Annotated in this window: 14 protein-coding genes; 8 read left to right on the top strand and 6 right to left on the bottom strand. The window is 61.7% G+C overall.

Features of this window, described 5'->3' with window-relative positions; genetic code table 11:
- Nucleotides 1-51: 51 nt before the first annotated feature.
- From DKB71_RS31830 to DKB71_RS31820, 3 genes are read left to right on the top strand one after another with little or no spacing between them, the layout of a single operon-like run.
- Nucleotides 52-1,194, top strand: a complete 1,143-nt coding sequence (locus tag DKB71_RS31830; RefSeq protein WP_274073621.1) for an ABC transporter ATP-binding protein — start codon at nt 52-54, stop codon at nt 1,192-1,194.
- Between the two features lie 35 nt (nt 1,195-1,229).
- Nucleotides 1,230-2,111 (top strand): ABC transporter permease subunit, encoded by an 882-nt coding sequence (locus tag DKB71_RS31825; RefSeq protein WP_274073867.1) that lies wholly within the window; start codon nt 1,230-1,232, stop codon nt 2,109-2,111.
- Complete coding sequence (locus DKB71_RS31820; protein WP_274073620.1) at nt 2,108-2,998, top strand: ABC transporter permease subunit; 891 nt, start codon at nt 2,108-2,110, stop codon at nt 2,996-2,998. The genes DKB71_RS31825 and DKB71_RS31820 overlap by 4 nt, the downstream gene beginning before the upstream one ends.
- A gap of 148 nt (nt 2,999-3,146) precedes the next feature.
- Here the strand turns inward: DKB71_RS31820 and DKB71_RS31815 are convergent, their stop codons facing one another.
- Nucleotides 3,147-3,788 carry an HD domain-containing protein gene (locus tag DKB71_RS31815; protein ID WP_406592318.1) on the bottom strand — a complete coding sequence of 214 codons (642 nt, stop codon included), beginning with the start codon at nt 3,786-3,788 and terminating at the stop codon, nt 3,147-3,149.
- Nucleotides 3,789-3,980: 192 nt separating this feature from the next.
- Here DKB71_RS31815 and DKB71_RS31810 point away from each other — a divergent pair, with 192 nt between their 5' ends.
- Complete coding sequence (locus DKB71_RS31810) at nt 3,981-4,946, top strand: GlxA family transcriptional regulator (protein WP_408599270.1); 966 nt, start codon at nt 3,981-3,983, stop codon at nt 4,944-4,946.
- A gap of 120 nt (nt 4,947-5,066) precedes the next feature.
- Here the strand turns inward: DKB71_RS31810 and DKB71_RS31805 are convergent, their stop codons facing one another.
- Both DKB71_RS31805 and DKB71_RS31800 read right to left on the bottom strand, forming a co-directional pair.
- Nucleotides 5,067-7,478 carry a penicillin acylase family protein gene (locus DKB71_RS31805; RefSeq protein WP_408599269.1) on the bottom strand — a complete coding sequence of 804 codons (2,412 nt, stop codon included), beginning with the start codon at nt 7,476-7,478 and terminating at the stop codon, nt 5,067-5,069.
- A 111-nt stretch (nt 7,479-7,589) separates the two neighbouring features.
- Nucleotides 7,590-8,171: a DUF6436 domain-containing protein gene (locus DKB71_RS31800; protein WP_323606653.1), complete on the bottom strand. Its 582-nt coding sequence runs from the start codon at nt 8,169-8,171 to the stop codon at nt 7,590-7,592.
- A gap of 95 nt (nt 8,172-8,266) precedes the next feature.
- Between DKB71_RS31800 and DKB71_RS31795 the strand changes: the two genes are divergently transcribed.
- Nucleotides 8,267-9,217 (top strand): alpha/beta hydrolase, encoded by a 951-nt coding sequence (locus DKB71_RS31795; RefSeq protein ID WP_408599268.1) that lies wholly within the window; start codon nt 8,267-8,269, stop codon nt 9,215-9,217.
- Nucleotides 9,218-9,334: 117 nt separating this feature from the next.
- On the opposite strand, the gene DKB71_RS31790 is transcribed toward DKB71_RS31795, so the two are convergent.
- Nucleotides 9,335-10,087, bottom strand: a complete 753-nt coding sequence (locus DKB71_RS31790) for a DUF2059 domain-containing protein (protein ID WP_408599267.1) — start codon at nt 10,085-10,087, stop codon at nt 9,335-9,337.
- 108 nt (nt 10,088-10,195) lie between these two features.
- Here DKB71_RS31790 and DKB71_RS31785 point away from each other — a divergent pair, with 108 nt between their 5' ends.
- The gene (locus DKB71_RS31785) at nt 10,196-10,828 is read left to right on the top strand and encodes a 2OG-Fe(II) oxygenase (protein ID WP_408599266.1); all 633 of its coding nucleotides are present in this window, start codon (nt 10,196-10,198) and stop codon (nt 10,826-10,828) included.
- A gap of 2 nt (nt 10,829-10,830) precedes the next feature.
- Entirely contained in the window at nt 10,831-11,316 is a 486-nt protein-coding gene (locus DKB71_RS31780; RefSeq protein WP_408599265.1) for a DUF523 domain-containing protein, read from the top strand.
- Nucleotides 11,317-11,440: 124 nt separating this feature from the next.
- Here the strand turns inward: DKB71_RS31780 and DKB71_RS31775 are convergent, their stop codons facing one another.
- On the bottom strand, nt 11,441-12,025 hold the full coding sequence (locus DKB71_RS31775) for a transporter substrate-binding domain-containing protein (RefSeq protein WP_274073611.1): 585 nt from the start codon (nt 12,023-12,025) through the stop codon (nt 11,441-11,443).
- Between the two features lie 135 nt (nt 12,026-12,160).
- Between DKB71_RS31775 and DKB71_RS31770 the strand changes: the two genes are divergently transcribed.
- On the top strand, nt 12,161-12,586 hold the full coding sequence (locus DKB71_RS31770; protein WP_408599264.1) for a DUF4399 domain-containing protein: 426 nt from the start codon (nt 12,161-12,163) through the stop codon (nt 12,584-12,586).
- A 51-nt stretch (nt 12,587-12,637) separates the two neighbouring features.
- On the opposite strand, the gene serA is transcribed toward DKB71_RS31770, so the two are convergent.
- Nucleotides 12,638-13,867 carry a phosphoglycerate dehydrogenase gene (gene serA, locus DKB71_RS31765; protein WP_020797315.1) on the bottom strand — a complete coding sequence of 410 codons (1,230 nt, stop codon included), beginning with the start codon at nt 13,865-13,867 and terminating at the stop codon, nt 12,638-12,640.
- Nucleotides 13,868-13,905 lie beyond the last annotated feature (38 nt).

Below are 13,905 nucleotides of genomic sequence, written 5' to 3'. Positions count from 1 at the left end.
GGTTGGCTCACCTTGAGCGAACTGCACTCTTTTTTTCTGGGAGTTTCGTAAATGGCAGTTGCCTCCGGCGCCTATAAGAAAGCCCTCGAGGGCGACCAGTCACCTAAACAGGTGCTGGTCAAAATCGACCGGGTCACGAAGAAGTTCGACGAGACGATTGCCGTGGACGATGTGTCCCTGGAAATCAAGAAAGGCGAGATCTTCGCCTTGCTCGGCGGTTCGGGATCGGGCAAATCCACTTTGCTGCGCATGCTCGCCGGCTTCGAACGACCGACTGAGGGGCGCATTTTCCTCGATGGCGTAGACATCACGGACATGCCGCCGTACGAGCGGCCGATCAACATGATGTTCCAGTCCTACGCCCTGTTCCCGCACATGACCGTGGCGCAGAACATCGCCTTCGGCCTCAAGCAGGACAAGCTGCCGTCTGCGGAAATCGATGCCCGCGTGGCCGACATGCTCAAGCTGGTGCAGATGAGCCAGTACGCCAAGCGCAAGCCGCATCAGTTGTCCGGTGGCCAGCGCCAGCGTGTGGCCCTGGCCCGTTCCCTGGCCAAGCGGCCGAAGCTGCTGTTGCTCGACGAACCGATGGGCGCGCTGGATAAAAAACTGCGTTCGCAAATGCAGCTGGAGCTGGTGGAGATCATCGAGCGCGTCGGCGTAACCTGCGTCATGGTGACCCACGACCAGGAAGAGGCCATGACCATGGCCGAGCGCATCGCGATCATGCACCTGGGCTGGATCGCCCAGATCGGCAGCCCGATCGACATCTACGAAACCCCGACCAGCCGCCTGGTCTGCGAATTCATCGGCAACGTCAACATCTTCGACGGTGAAGTGATCGACGATGCCGAAGGCCACGCGATCATCACCTGCAAGGACCTCGACCGGAAGATCTACGTCGGCCACGGCATCAGCACCTCGGTGCAGGACAAGGCCGTGACCTACGCGATCCGTCCGGAAAAACTGCTCGTCACCCCGACCATGCCGACCTGCGAATACAACTGGTCCAGCGGCAAGGTCCACGACATCGCCTACCTGGGCGGCCACTCGGTGTTCTACGTCGAGCTGCCGAGCGGCAAGATCGTCCAGTCGTTCGTCGCCAACGCCGAGCGCCGTGGCCAGCGGCCGACCTGGGGTGATCAGGTCTACGTGTACTGGGAAGACGATAGCGGCGTGGTACTCCGCTCATGAACATGCGCAAATTCAAACGCCGCCTCAATCGAATAATTCCCGGTGGCCGCCAGCTGGTCATCGGGGTTCCCTTCATCTGGCTGTTCCTGTTCTTCATGTTGCCGTTCTTCATCGTCCTGAAGATCAGCTTCGCCGAAGCCGATGTGGCCATTCCGCCGTACACCGAGATCTACAGCTACGCCGAACAGAAACTGCAGGTGCTGCTGAACCTGGGCAACTACGCGATGCTCGGCGACGACGAGTTGTACATCGCCGCCTACCTCGGCTCGTTGAAGATGGCGCTGATCAGCACCATCCTCTGCCTGCTGATCGGCTACCCGATGGCCTACGCCATCGCCAGTGCCCGCAAAGAGCTGCAAACGGTGCTGGTGCTGCTGATCATGATGCCGACCTGGACCGCGATCCTGATCCGCGTCTACGCGTGGATGGGCATCCTCAGCAACAACGGCCTGCTCAACGGCTTCCTGATGACCATGGGCTGGATCGACGAGCCGCTGCAGATCCTCAACACCAACCTCGCCGTGTACATCGGTGTGGTGTATTCCTATCTGCCGTTCATGATCCTGCCGCTGTACGCCAACCTGGTGAAGCACGACAACAGCCTGCTGGAAGCCGCGTCCGACCTCGGTTCGAGCACCTTCAACAGCTTCTGGAAGATCACCATTCCGCTGTCCAAGAACGGCATCATCGCCGGCTGCATGCTGGTGTTCATCCCGGTCGTGGGTGAGTTCGTGATCCCGGAACTGCTCGGCGGTCCGGAGACCCTGATGATCGGTAAAGTGCTCTGGCAAGAGTTCTTCAACAACCGTGACTGGCCGGTGGCGTCCGCCCTGGCGGTGGTGATGCTGGCGATCCTGATCGTGCCGATCATCCTGTTCAACCGTAGCCAAGCCAAAGAAATGGAGGGCAAGGAATGAAGCGCTTCCGTTTCTCGAGTTTCATGCTGGTAGCGGGATTGCTGTTCATCTACGCGCCGATGCTGATCCTGGTGATCTACTCGTTCAACGCCTCGAAACTGGTGACGGTGTGGGGCGGCTGGTCGATCAAGTGGTACGTCGGCCTGATGGACAACACCCAACTGATGGGCTCGGTGCTGCGCTCGCTGGAAATCGCCTGCTACACGGCGATTGCAGCAGTCGCACTGGGGACGCTGGCCGCGTTCGTGCTGACCCGGATCACCCACTTCAAGGGTCGCACCCTGTTCGGTGGCCTGGTCACCGCGCCGCTGGTAATGCCCGAAGTGATCACCGGTCTGTCGCTGTTGCTGCTGTTCGTGGCCATGGCGCAGATGATTGGCTGGCCACAGGAACGTGGCATCGTCACCATCTGGATCGCCCACACCACGTTCTGTGCGGCGTATGTGGCGGTGGTGGTGTCGGCGCGCTTGCGTGAGCTGGACCTGTCCATCGAAGAAGCAGCGATGGACCTGGGAGCACGGCCGTGGAAGGTGTTCTTCCTGATCACCATCCCGATGATCGCGCCATCCCTGGGTGCCGGCGGCATGATGTCGTTTGCCCTGTCGCTGGATGACCTGGTGCTGGCGAGCTTCGTGTCGGGCCCGGGTTCCACCACTTTGCCGATGGAAGTGTTCTCGGCGGTGCGCCTGGGTGTGAAACCGGAAATCAACGCCGTGGCCAGCCTGATTCTGCTGGCGGTGTCGCTGATGACCTTCCTGGTCTGGTTCTTCAGCCGTCGCGCCGAAGAAGCGCGCAAGCGTGCGATCCAGCAAGCCATCGAAGAAAGCGCCGCCGATTCGTGGAAGCAACCGGACGTGCGTCGCGCGCAGGCACCGGAAGCGGCGTAAGTCTCGACCGGTTGGCCGCAGAATCATGGTCAACCGGGATCTCATGTGGGAGCGGGCTTGCTCGCGAAAGCGGTGTGTCAGTCGACATCTCTATTGACTGACACGACCCCTTCGCGAGCAAGCCCGCTCCCACAGGTTTTTTTGGCGTTCACGCTACCCAAGGGGATTTGCGGATGACCTCGACAAAGTTCATCGGCTTGAACCCCGGCTCCTGATCCATCAATACATCGGTCTTCACATTGCCAAACGTGGTCTGCGGACGATGGCGCAAGCCGTCGGCAAAGGCGCAGATGATGCACTCCTTGAACCCCTCACCCCGTGGATGCGCATGCACCACCGCTTCACGCTGCACGGTGGAAAACGCCGCGTAGTCCATGCCCAGCACGTCCATTTCAACACCAGCGGTTACCAGCGCCACGTTTGGCCGCAGGTGTTGCGGCACGCCCGGCGTGGTGTGCAGGGCGATCGACAGCCAGACCTGCTCGATGTCGTCATCGCTGAACCCGTAGGGCTTGAGAAACGCCGCCGCCGCGTTGGCGCCGTCGACTTCGAAGCGCTCGTTGTCGCTGCGATAACCTTCCACCAGACCCAGGTCATGGAACATCGCACCCACGTACAAAAGCTCCGGGTTGTAGGCCAGTTGCTTGCGTTCACCGCTCAGCGCACCGAACAGGAACACCCGGCGCGAGTGGTGGTAGAGCAGGTCGGACTCGATGTCGCGGATGTATTCGGTGGTGGCTTTGGCCAAGGCGCTGTCGGGGATCTTGATGCCGGCGATGGTGGTGCTCATGGGCTTTTCCTCAAGGTAGACGCCGAAGCGGCGCTGAGGGTTAAAGTCTGTTCGCGGCCGGCAAACGGGACAATCGACCCATGGCTGCGATCCTTGCCAATGAGCATGCATATCGCGCCAACCTCGCTTGTAGAGCGTGGTTTGGCTAGGGTGGCGTGTGATCTCTTTCAATTTTGAAGGTGTATTTGAACCATGCAGAAAACCGTCGCCATCGTGGTCTTCGCCGGCGTCCAGGCGCTGGACGTCACCGGCCCCATGGATGTGTTTTCCGAAGCCAACCGCTTCCTCGCCCCCGAGGATCACTACCTGCTCGAGGTCATTGGCGTGGAACGCGGGGAGATGGCGTGTTCCAACGGTTTGGCGCTGAACGCCCACCGGCATTTCAGCGAAGCGCTGGCGTCCTATGACCTGCTGCTGGTGGCCGGCGGACCGCAATTGCCCTTCATGTCCTTCGGCACTGCGTTCGATGCCTGGCTGCGCGATGCCTGCGCGCGGGCGCAGCGTTTTGGCTCGATCTGCAACGGTGCGTTCATGCTTGCCCGGGCGGGATTGCTGGAAGGGCGGACGGTGACCACCCATTGGGGCGATGCCGCTGCGTTGGCTGAGTTGTGTCCGACGACTCAGGTCGAAGCCGATCGGCTTTACGTCCTGGACGGCGAGCTGTTCACCTCGGCCGGGGTGACGGCGGGGATCGATCTGTCGCTGTATCTGCTGGGGCGCGATCACGGGCCGGACGTGGCCTTGAGCGTGGCAAAACGATTGGTGGTGTTCACTCAGCGCTCGGGTGGGCAATCACAGTTCAGCCCGTTCCTTACGCCTCACGCTGAGCCGACCTCCGCCGTGGCGATGGTTCAGCATTACGTGTTGGCGAACCTGACAGGCGACCTGACCATCGCCGACCTGGCCAATGCCGCCAACATGAGTGCCCGCAACTTTTCCCGGGTGTTTGCCAAGGAGGCGAAAATCACCCCGGCCGAGTTTGTCGAGCGGGCGCGGGTGGATGCGGCGCGGGTGCTGCTGGAAAGCACCCTGGCGCCGCTCAAGACCGTGGCCTATCAGTGCGGATTCCGCGATGCCCAGCACATGCGCAGCGTGTTCAACCGCAGGCTGGGGGTGACGCCGCAGCAGTTCAGGCAGAATTTTGCGGCGGTGGTTTGAGGTATGAAAATTTGTGTGTTCTTGAGGACGCCTTCGCGAGCAAGCCCGCTCCCACATTGGAATGCAATTCAACTGTGGGAGCGGGCTTGCTCGCGAAGAGGCCAGTCCAGCCAATACAATCTACTGGGCGCTACGCGCCGGCAACAGCTTCAACGTACTCCGAGTATTCGCCGTCACCTCTTCATCATTGAGATGCGCCTGGAAATACATCCCCTCGATGTACGCCTCGGCCTGATCGTCAAAGTGCCTGTCGAACAGCACGCCGCTCTGGCCGACCGGGTTGACCGTCAGGCTGTGGGCCGGGTCGGCGAAGTCGATCAGGCGCCGGGTCGATGGGCCGTACGTCACCGGCCACGGCGCCGGGCCGATCTTGGCCGAGAGATTGTTCGGCACTTCATGGGTGCCGGGAGCCGCGAACGGCCCGACATTGAACAGTCGGTCCAGCGGCTTTTGCTGCCCCAGCGGATGACCATGGGTGAGTGTGTGCGCCTTGCCCCATTGCCATTGCGAGAAATCGCCACCCAGGGTGGTCTTGAGGTGGGCGATGCTGGCCTGCCAGGCAACCTTGACGGTATCGGCGCGGGTTTCCTTGGCGGGGGTATTGCGGTTGTCCCACCAGGGTGAATCCGCCGTGGCCGCCAGGCGCGGCAGTGCGGCATCGATCACCCGGGTTGAGAGCAGCGTTTCGAAGAAATCATTGCCCAATTCATCGCGCATCGCCGCGTCAGCCAGGTCGAACAGGAGCTGGTTGAACAGCGTGGCACTGGTGGAGTCCAGCGGGTAGTCACCCTTCCACTGGGACAGCTGCTCCACCAGCTTGAGCTCTGCAGGATCGCTGACCACTTCGCGCAGCGTCGGCAGCAGGGGCGCCAACAGGCGCGGGCCGTAGGCGGTGGTGGTGCCCAGTTGCAGCGCCTGACTGTTTTCCAGGTCCCACTTGATGGTCTTGTCGCTGAGCTGGCGATTGAGCTGCTGGCCTCGGTCGGCGAGGTTGTAGTAACCGGGGATCTCCATCCCCGTCGGCGACAGCGGCTGGAAGTTGGCCGAGACGATATAGCCCCGTGCAGGGTTCTCTTCCTGGGGGTTGGCGCTGAACGGGTAAAATCCGTCCTTGTCGGCGTCGCTGGTGCTGCCATCGAGGATGAACCACGGCTTCACTCCGGCAGGGCGCTTGGGCAGTTGCGCCGCGGCCCACCAGCCGATGTCGCCCTTGGCGTTGGCCCAGACGATGTTCAGGCCGGGCGCCTGGACCTTCGCAGACGCGCTACGGGCCTTGGCCAGGGTGTCGGCGCGGTTGAGCTGGTAGAAGCCTTCGATGATCGGGTTCTGGCTTTCGAGAAACCCCCACCACATGGCGATCGGCGTCTTGCCGCCGGCCTTGCCCAGCGCATCGTTGACGATCGGACCGTGGGGTGACTGGCGCAGCGTCAGGGTTACCGGTGCCTGGCCCTTCACCGCGATCTGCTGCTCGCTGCTGACCATGTCCACCCACTTGCCGCGGTACCAGACCTGGTTGGGATTGTCCGGATTGACCTTTTCGGCGATCAGGTCGAGGTCATCGTTCTGGAACATGGTGATGCTCCAGCCGAAGTCGCGGTTCATGCCCAGGGACGCGAATGGCATCAAGGCCTGGTAATGGCCATAGAGCTCGAAGCCCGGCGCCGAGAGCTGCGCTTCGTACCACACCGACGGCGCGGAAAAGCGGATGTGCGGGTCACCGGCCAGCAGCGGCTTGCCACTTTTGGTGTGGTTGCCGGAAACCACCCAGGCATTGCTGCCTTCGAATTGTGGCAGGCCATTGTCGGCCAGGGCCTGTTCGCTCAGGCGGGCAAGGGCGTTGAGGTCTTTCCAGTCGGCGCTGGCCAGAGGTGAGGGGGCTTTGTTGTGTTGGTTTGCCAGCACGCCCTTGGGCTGCCAGTCGAGATCGAAGACGCTCAGGTAGTCGCCACCCAATTGATCGCGCACGTAGGTCAGCAGCGGTTCGGTGCGAAACGCCGCGGCAAAGCTGTAGGCCATGTAACCGGCGATGCTGATGGTGTCCTGCGCGGTGAACGGGCGCTTGGCGATGCCCAGCACATCGAACTCTATCGGTTTGGCGTGGCTGTCCTGGTACTGGTTGATGCCGTCCAGGTAGGCCTGCAGGGCAAGAAAGGCGGGTGATTGCTTGTCCATGTTGGCCAGGTAGGTTTCGGCGCGTTCGCGAATGCGCAGGCTGCGCATGAGCTTGTCGGTGTCGAGCAGTTTCGGCCCGAGTACCTCGGCCAGTTCGCCACGGGCCAGGCGTCGCAGGACCTCCATCTGGAACAGCCGATCCTGGGCGTGGACGTAGCCGAGGGCGCGGTACAGGTCGGTTTCGTTGTCGGCGCGGATGTGCGGGATGCCGCGCTCGTCATAACGCACGGTGACCGAACCTTGCAGGTGCTGCAGTTCCACCATGCCCTGGCGTGACGGCTGCTTGCTGTAGACATACCAGCCGCCGCCAGCGGCGAGCGCGACGATCAGCAAACCGAGCGCGGTCAGGCTACGTTTCATGGTGACTCCTTTTATTGTTATCGGTGACAGCATTCCCTGGCGAGACTGTTTAACACGACAGGCCTGTTTTGGCCCATCGCCCGTAGGAGGGATTCTCGTCGGCTGTCTGCGTTACTGCGTAGGGGTGACAGGCCAGGGGCAGTAACACCCCACGGCCAGTGTGTGGGTGGCATTCACTTCGCGGCCCTGGTTCAGCGCTTGCAGGATCGGTTCGATAAAACTGTTGCTGGAGTTGCAGGTCAGGCCTTCGCTGTAGGGCCCGAAGTACGCCAGTTTGCCGGCGCGATCCCATATCGCCACGGCGGGGCTGGCGGGGATCTGTTCGGAGCCGGGCAGGACGCTGATGGGTTTCAAGGTGTTCAAGGTGCCTGGCAACTGGCCGTGGCTGCCCGGCTTTTGCACGGCATAAAACTCCACGCCCTGGGGCTCATAGAGTTCAACCAGTTCGCTGAGGTGTTGCTGGTTGCCGACGTTGCACGGGCAGGCTGGGTCCCAGAAGTGCACGAGTCGGATGGCGCCGGGGCCGGCGAGGTTGTCGGGCAGGCGCAGCGGATCACCGGAGAACATCGCCGTATGCTCGCTGAATGCCCGCAGGTAGCGCCCCTGAAACCAGTCGTAGGCGGCCCACAGCACTGCGGCGCACACGAGGGCAAGCAGGCTGGCGAGCAGGGCGGCGCGATAGGGCGAGCGCATGGGTTCACTCCTTGAAGGTCGACTAGCTTGCCATGCTTGCTGCGACAGATGAATATCGCAGGTCCATAAAGTCCGTTTCGCGCTCTGGAATGCCCATGTCAGTGACCTTCGACCCCGATCATCTGCGTGCCAGCTTGCGGCCGCTGGCGCAGGCGCTGCCCTTGTCAGCGGAGGCGCAGGCCTATCAGCGGTTTTATGGGCTGGATTTTTCGTCGCGCAATGTCCGCAGCGGCCTGGGGTGTTTCAAGGTCGATGGTTATGAGGTGGTCAGCCAGGTCTGGTGGCCAGAGCAAGTGAAGGCGACGCTGTTTGTCTTTCACGGTTTCTACGACCACACCGGTCTCTACCGGCATGTGATCGAGTGGGCGCTGGAGCAGGGCTTCGCCGTGATTGCCTGCGATTTGCCGGGCCATGGGCTGTCCAGTGGCGAGCGGGCGAGCATCAAGGATTTCGCCGAGTATCAGGACACCCTGCAAGGATTGTTCGCCGAGGCGTTGTCCATCGGCCTGCCGCAACCGTGGCACTTGTGCGGGCAAAGCACGGGGGGCGCGATCGTGGTCGATCATGTGCTCAATGCCGGGGCGAGCAGCCCGGCCCAGGGCCAGGTGATCCTGTTGGCGCCGCTGGTGCGGCCACGGGCGTGGGGCTGGTCGCAAGTGAGTTATTACCTGCTCAGGCCTTTCGTCAAAGCCATTGCCCGGCGCTTCAGCGAAAACTCCGGCGACCCGGCCTTCCTGCCATTCCTGCAAGCCGACCCGTTGCAGCCGCTACGCCTGCCAACGGCGTGGGTGGGAGCGTTGGCGCGCTGGATCAAGCGCGTCGAAGCGGCACCGGCCAGCGCGCGCCGGCCGCTGATTGTGCAGGGGCAGGCGGACATGACCGTGGATTGGCAGCACAACCTTGAAGTGCTGCGGGGCAAGTTCGATCGGCCGCAGGTATTGCTGCTGCCAGAGGCGCGGCATCATCTGGCGAATGAGACGCTGGTGTTGCGCGGGGAGTATTTCGGGTTTTTGAGCAAGCGGATCAAGGGGCGCCATTCTGTGTGACCATTCGGCCCTCTTCGCGAGCAAGCCCGCTCCCACATTAGACCGCGTCTATCTGAAAAACTCGGTCCACTGTGGGAGCGGGCTTGCTCGCGAACGCAATTGATCAGGCGCAGAAAATTACTGGGTCAGGTTCGAAGTACTCTGCCCCACCGCCAACCCCGCCCGAATCGCCGCCAGCGCCGCCTGGTAATACGCCTTGCCTTCAGCCGACTCGGCAAAGGTGGCGAACTCTTCCAGTTCCTCATCCGACAGATCGCGATAGACGTACAGCAGCGTGTTGTTCAGGTCGCTGCCGATCTGCTCCATCAAGCGCTGACGCTGCCCGTTCAACATGCCTTGGGCCTGTCCTGCACCGAGCAGCCCCGGAATCATCGAACTGAGGCTGTCGGCCGCGACACCGGCAATCGCCAGGCTGACTTCCGCGCCGGCCTCGCGTGCAGGCAGGGCCTGGGCCAGGTGGCCGATGATCAACAGGCGGCTATCGCTGGCCTGCATCTTGGGCAAGCCCTTGGCGTTTTTCGCCAGTTGATCGCGGCGGGTGGCGAGCAATTCGGCGGCGACGATCTTCTTGCCTAGGGGTGATTGAAAGAACGCCAGGGCCGGTTTCGGATCGGCGAGGTTCTTGCGCAACTGCGCCTCGGCGCGCTGGTCCACAGCCTTGGGGTTGAAACGCTGATTGCTGTTGTCGACCAACGCCTGGAACACCGCGGGTGGCAGGCTGCTTTGGAAGCGCTGTTGGGCGGCCGAGAGGGCGTCGTTGAAATGCGCGCGTTGTTCTGGCCAGCCGGCGACCTTGTACAGTTGGTCGTGGCCGTCTGCCCAGGCGGGCATCACACAGAGCATCAGCAGGGAGAAAAGCAAACGGCGCATAGGGACTCCTGTCAGCAGGCGACTATTCTCCGTGTGGCATAGAGTCTTGTCGAGAATTCGTATCAACCCGCTGCGTGGCTCTGTCGGATTTCCAGGCGCAGGAATACTATGCGCGCCATGCAAATACCTTCTGATCACCCGCTGCTGTTACGAATCGTCGACGACCTGGCCGCCAGCGGTTGGTCGCAGCAGAATTTTTTCCTGTCTCAGGATCTGACCCGAGCGCTGGCGGCCGAGTGCCGTAAACGTGCCGCCGAGGGTGAGCTGGCCCCGGCCGCCGTGGGGCGAGGCCCGTCGTCGGAGATCCGCGAGGGGATTCGCGGTGATCATATCCAGTGGATCGAGCCAGGCCAGGCCGAGGTATGCGACAGCTATCTGGGCTTGATGGACAGCCTGCGCGAGGCGCTGAACCGCGGCCTGTTCCTGGGGCTGGAGGATTTCGAGAGCCATTTTGCGATGTATCCACCTGGAGCGTTCTACCTCAAGCACGTCGACCGTTTTCGTGACGACGACCGACGCATGGTGTCGGCGGTGGTCTACCTCAATGACGCCTGGCTTCCGGAGCATGGGGGGCAGCTGCGTATGTACCTGAACGATGCTGAGCAATACGATGTGGTACCCGTCGGTGGATGCCTGGTGGTGTTCCTGTCGGGGGAGGTGCCCCATGAAGTCCTGCCTGCGAACCGCGAGCGCCTGTCGTTGACCGGCTGGTTCCGCCGTCGAGGCAACGAGCCGTTCTGATCATGCAGAAAATACTGGTAAGCCGCTGCCTGCTGGGTCACCGCGTACGTTACGACGGCGGGGCCAGCGGGCCGTTCGATCAGCTTCAGGCGTGGCTCGACGAAGGTCGGGTCGTGCCGTTGTGTCCGGAAGTCGCCGGTGGCCTGCCAACGCCCCGTGCGGCGGCGGAGATTCCGGGCGGGCAGGGCGGTGAAGTGCTGGATGGCCAGGCGTCGGTGATCACCACCGAGGGCGAGGACGTCAGCGCGCAGTTTCTGTCGGGGGCTTATCAGGCGCTGGAGTTGGTGCAACGGCATGGCGTCCGCATTGCCGTGCTCAAGGCCAACAGCCCCTCGTGCGGCAACCTGCTGACCTATGACGGGACGTTCAGTGGGGTGAAAGTCACTGGCGAAGGGGTCACGGCGGCGCTGCTCAGGCGCCATGGCGTCCAGGTCTTCAGCGAGCTGGAGTTGGCCGAAGCAGCTGAATCCTTGGCAGCACTCGACTAACTACCACCACAGGACCAATGTGGGAGCGGGCTTGCTCGCGAAGGCGTAGTGTCAGCCAACAATCATATCGCCTGACACACCGCTTTCGCGAGCAAGCCCGCTCCCACAGGGTTATTGCGCGAATTCAGGGCTTGGGTGCCGCCCCCGATTCCGCCCCAAACCATTTCTCCTCCAGCGCTTGCAGGCGGCCATCGGCCTTGATCCGCTGCAACGCGCTTTCCAGGCTGGCGTGAAACGCCGGGTTACCCTTCTGGAACGGAATCGCCAGGCTCACGGCCGGGTTGGCTTTGGGCTTTTCTTCCGTCAGCGACTGCACCAGCAGGATCGATTGCGGCTCGTCCTTCTGCGCGATCAATTGCGCATTGGTCTTGATGTAAGGTTCGCTGAAATCGAAACGATCCTTGAGCGCCGAGGTCTCTGCAATGTGATTGATGGCGACGTCGTACTTGCCGCTTTCCACGCCGGTCAGCAGGTCACTGGCGTCAGTGACGACAAAGTCGGCGCGCACATCCAGTTCGCTGGCCAGCATTTGACCCAATTCGACTTCGAAGCCCGTCAGGCTGCCGTCTTTCTTGAAATTGAAGGGCGGTGTATTAGCCTCAAGGGCAATGCGCAATTCACCGCGGTCGTTCACGTCATCAATCAGCTCGGCATGAGCCAACGGGCTCAAAAGGGGTAGCAGGCAGATCAGGCCAGGCAGAAAACGCATGGTCACTCCTTTGAAATCATTATCGCGACGCTCTGGATCAGGCTCGCTTTGCTATGGTTGTCGAGTGCCTTCGACAACGATTGACCATGAAGTTGTGATGGTCACGGAAATTTTACGGAAAAACTGGAGAAGAGAATGAAAACCTTTATGTCACGTGCTGCTTTCGCTGGCCTGTTGATGGGCGTTTCAGTGTTGGCCAGTGCCGCAACGCCAGCGCCCAAGGGCGCTGAAGTGTCCATCGTTTCTCCGGCAGACGGTGCAACGGTCCCGCAGGCTGTCGTGGTCAAGTTCGCCGTCAAGGACATTGCGCTGGCGCCAGCGGGTGATGTCACCAAGAACACCGGTCACCACCACCTGCTGATCGATGTCGATGAACTGCCGGCCGCCGGCCAGCCGATCCCCAACGATGCCAACCACCTGCACTTCGGCAAGGCGCAGACCCAGGCTGAAGTAAAACTGACACCGGGCAAGCATACCTTGCAGCTGGAGCTGGGCGACAGCGGCCACATGCCGTTCGATCCGCCGATCGTATCGGAGAAGATTACCGTCAATGTGAAATAAAAAAAGGGAGCCCCTGCGAAGGGGCTCCCTTTTTAGCGCTGCACGCTGTGCTTAGAACAGCACACGGCTACGGATGGTGCCGTTGACGTGTTGCAGCTTCTGTTGCGCCAGGTCCGAGTACTCGGCGTCTACGTCGATGACCACGTAGCCGACTTTCTCGTTGGTCTGCAGGAACTGACCGGAGATGTTGATGCCGTTTTCGGCGAAGACCTTGTTGATCTCGCTCATCACACCCGGGATGTTCTCGTGGATGTGCAGCAGGCGGTGCTTGCCAGGGTGAGCCGGCAGGGCCACTTCCGGGAAGTTCACCGACGATACCGAAGTACCGTTGTCGCTGTACTTGACCAGCTTCTCAGCCACTTCCAGACCGATGTTGGCCTGCGCCTCGGCGGTGGAACCACCGATGTGCGGGGTCAGGATCACGTTGTCCAGGCCACGCAGCGGGCTTTCGAACTCTTCGTCGTTGGAGCGTGGCTCCACCGGGAACACGTCGATGGCCGCGCCGATCAGGTGCTTGTCCTTGATCGCGTCCGCCAGGGCGTCCAGTTCGACCACGGTGCCGCGTGCGGCGTTGATCAGGATGCCGCCCTTCTTGATGGCGCGGATTTCCTTCTCGCCGATCATCCACTGGGTCGCAGCGGTTTCCGGTACGTGCAGGGTCACGATGTCGGACATGCCCAGCAGTTCGTGCAGGTTGCCGACCTGGGTGGCGTTACCCAGTGGCAGCTTGGTCACGGTGTCGTAGAAGTACACCTGCATGCCCAGGCCTTCGGCCAGGACCGACAGTTGGGTACCGATCGAGCCGTAGCCGACGATGCCCAGCTTCTTGCCGCGGATCTCGAAGGAGTTGGCCGCGCTCTTGATCCAGCCGCCACGGTGGCAGGAAGCGTTCTTCTCAGGGATACCGCGCAGCAACAGGATCGCTTCGGCCAGCACCAGTTCGGCAACGGAACGGGTGTTGGAGTACGGCGCGTTGAACACGGCGATACCGCGTTCGCGGGCAGCGCTCAGGTCGACCTGGTTGGTGCCGATGCAGAAACACCCTACCGCCACCAGCTTCTTCGCGTGATCGAAGATCTCTTCGGTCAGTTGAGTGCGCGAGCGAATGCCGATGAAGTGAGCATCAGCGATCTTTTCCTTGAGCTGGGCTTCCGGCAGAGAACCTGTGAGGTACTCGATGCTGGTGTAGCCCGCCGCCTTGAGGACGTCGACAGCCGATTGGTGGACGCCTTCGAGAAGAAGGAACTTGATCTTGCTCTTATCGAGAGAAGTCTTGCTCATCTGCGTAAACCTGTATCCCGGAGAAAAATGGCAGGAAA

It is taken from the genome of Pseudomonas sp. PLMAX (assembly GCF_046042685.1).
Taxonomy (GTDB): Bacteria; Pseudomonadota; Gammaproteobacteria; order Pseudomonadales; family Pseudomonadaceae; genus Aquipseudomonas; species Aquipseudomonas putida_AE.
Note: the sequence above shows the minus strand (reverse complement) of the source record. Positions and strands in the feature narration are given on the sequence as shown.

What these genes read in the sequence shown, in the direction of transcription:
- DKB71_RS31820 (WP_274073620.1), top strand. Translation starts at nt 2,108, where the DNA reads ATGAAGCGCTTCCGTTTCTCGAGTTTCATGCTGGTAGCGGGATTGCTG.
- DKB71_RS31805 (WP_408599269.1), bottom strand. Translation starts at nt 7,478, where the DNA reads ATGAAACGTAGCCTGACCGCGCTCGGTTTGCTGATCGTCGCGCTCGCC.
- DKB71_RS31810 (WP_408599270.1), top strand. Translation starts at nt 3,981, where the DNA reads ATGCAGAAAACCGTCGCCATCGTGGTCTTCGCCGGCGTCCAGGCGCTG.
- DKB71_RS31795 (WP_408599268.1), top strand. Translation starts at nt 8,267, where the DNA reads ATGTCAGTGACCTTCGACCCCGATCATCTGCGTGCCAGCTTGCGGCCG.
- DKB71_RS31830 (WP_274073621.1), top strand. Translation starts at nt 52, where the DNA reads ATGGCAGTTGCCTCCGGCGCCTATAAGAAAGCCCTCGAGGGCGACCAG.
- DKB71_RS31770 (WP_408599264.1), top strand. Translation starts at nt 12,161, where the DNA reads ATGAAAACCTTTATGTCACGTGCTGCTTTCGCTGGCCTGTTGATGGGC.
- DKB71_RS31785 (WP_408599266.1), top strand. Translation starts at nt 10,196, where the DNA reads ATGCGCGCCATGCAAATACCTTCTGATCACCCGCTGCTGTTACGAATC.
- DKB71_RS31815 (WP_406592318.1), bottom strand. Translation starts at nt 3,788, where the DNA reads ATGAGCACCACCATCGCCGGCATCAAGATCCCCGACAGCGCCTTGGCC.
- serA (WP_020797315.1), bottom strand. Translation starts at nt 13,867, where the DNA reads ATGAGCAAGACTTCTCTCGATAAGAGCAAGATCAAGTTCCTTCTTCTC.
- DKB71_RS31800 (WP_323606653.1), bottom strand. Translation starts at nt 8,171, where the DNA reads ATGCGCTCGCCCTATCGCGCCGCCCTGCTCGCCAGCCTGCTTGCCCTC.
- DKB71_RS31780 (WP_408599265.1), top strand. Translation starts at nt 10,831, where the DNA reads ATGCAGAAAATACTGGTAAGCCGCTGCCTGCTGGGTCACCGCGTACGT.
- DKB71_RS31775 (WP_274073611.1), bottom strand. Translation starts at nt 12,025, where the DNA reads ATGCGTTTTCTGCCTGGCCTGATCTGCCTGCTACCCCTTTTGAGCCCG.
- DKB71_RS31790 (WP_408599267.1), bottom strand. Translation starts at nt 10,087, where the DNA reads ATGCGCCGTTTGCTTTTCTCCCTGCTGATGCTCTGTGTGATGCCCGCC.